The organism is Bartonella sp. AA56HLJMS, from assembly GCF_042197145.1.
Taxonomy (GTDB): Bacteria; Pseudomonadota; Alphaproteobacteria; order Rhizobiales; family Rhizobiaceae; genus Bartonella.
The window spans coordinates 1-1,555 of record NZ_JBHIRL010000072.1; the positions used below are offsets into that span (position 1 = coordinate 1).

At 46.6% G+C, this 1,555-nt stretch carries 1 protein-coding gene; it reads left to right on the forward strand.

Going from position 1 to position 1,555, the window contains the following annotated elements:
- Nucleotides 1-72 precede the first annotated feature (72 nt).
- Complete coding sequence (locus tag ACFINI_RS09860) at nucleotides 73-1,401, forward strand: PBSX family phage terminase large subunit (protein WP_375648031.1); 1,329 nt, start codon at nucleotides 73-75, stop codon at nucleotides 1,399-1,401.
- The last annotated feature ends 154 nt before the right edge of the window (nucleotides 1,402-1,555 follow it).

Here is a 1,555-nt window from a genome sequence, read left to right on the forward strand (position 1 = left end):
CTTTACAGGTAACAGGTGAAGATGGGGGAGCCATTAAGGTGATAACGCGTGTAGAAATCGCGCCTTTGGTCAATGACAACACGACAGATTAATATTGTACCAAAACTCATTCCTATTTTTGATGGGGACGCTTTGGTACGGGCGGCTTGGGGTGGACGAGGGTCTGGAAAGACAAGATCATTTGCATTGATGGCTGCTTTAAAAGGCTATCAATTTGGTAGGAGAGGGATATCGGGGACTATTCTTTGTGCACGTCAGTTTCAGAATTCTTTGGCAGAAAGTTCATTGGAGGAGATTAAGCGCGCCATTGAAGCGCACGACTTTTTAAAGGACTATTACAAGGTTGGGGAATCGTCGATTAAGTCGATAGATGGTCGCGTAGCCTTTCAGTTTTCTGGTCTTGACCGTAATATTGCGAGCATTAAATCGATGGGGCGCATTTTGCTTTGTTGGGTTGATGAAGCAGAGCCGGTAACAGAGACGGCTTGGCAAACGCTTATACCGACTTTGCGAGAAGAAGGAGAGGGATGGCGGGCAGAATTATGGGTGACATGGAACCCGTTGCGAGAGAATGCCCCCGTTGAGAAGCGGTTTCGCTTTTCAGACAATGAGGCAATCAAGCGTGTTGAGATCAACTGGTCAGACAATCCGAAGTTTCCCAAGATCTTGAATGAAGCGCGGCTTGATGATCTGAGAAACCGTCCAGAGACCTATAAGCATATCTGGGAAGGGGCTTATCTTACAGCGGTTCAAGGCGCTTATTATCAAAAGGAAATGTTGGCAGCCGAGCAGGAGGGGCGGATAGGGCGCGTTGCGCGTGATCCTTTAATGCAAATACGCGCCTTTTGGGATATTGGGGGCACAGGTGCTAAGGCAGATGCTACGGCGATATGGATAGCGCAATTTGTTGGTAGAGAGATCAGAGTGCTTGATTATTACGAAGCACAGGGACAGCCTTTATCCGAACATATCGGTTGGTTGCGTCAAAATGGTTATGAGAAGGCATTGATGTTTCTCCCCCATGACGGTGCGACCAGAGACCGTGTGCACAATGTGAGTTTTGAGAGTGCTTTGAATGATGCGGGCTTTGAAACACAGGTTGTTCCCAATCAGGGAGCAGGGGCTGTTAAGATACGTATAGAAACAGTCCGCCGTGTTTTGCCTTCTGTTTGGTTTAATGAGAAGACGACAGTAGCAGGACGTAAGGCACTGAACTGGTATCACGAGAAATGGGATGAGAAGCGTAATATTGGCTTGGGAGCAGAGCATGATTGGTCCAGTCATGGGGCAGATGCCTTTGGATTGATGTGCGTGGCTTATGAAGAACCTCCGACGATACAAAAGCGACCAGCTTATAGCGGTAGAGAAACTTATGAAAGCACGTCATGGATGGCAGAATGATGTATGATGAAGAGCATTTAGAGAAAGAAAGTAACGCATCAGATTTGTCGACAGAAGGCTTATTTCGCAAGCTTGTCAGCTGGTGACAAGCTATTGATTTATAATGATAATCTAGCGTTATTCATATTGAGTTAAAGACCCGAATAACGTAAGA

Bases quoted from the DNA above. Each gene is read 5' to 3' on its own strand.
- ACFINI_RS09860 (WP_375648031.1), top strand. From the start codon at position 73: ATGACAACACGACAGATTAATATTGTACCAAAACTCATTCCTATTTTT.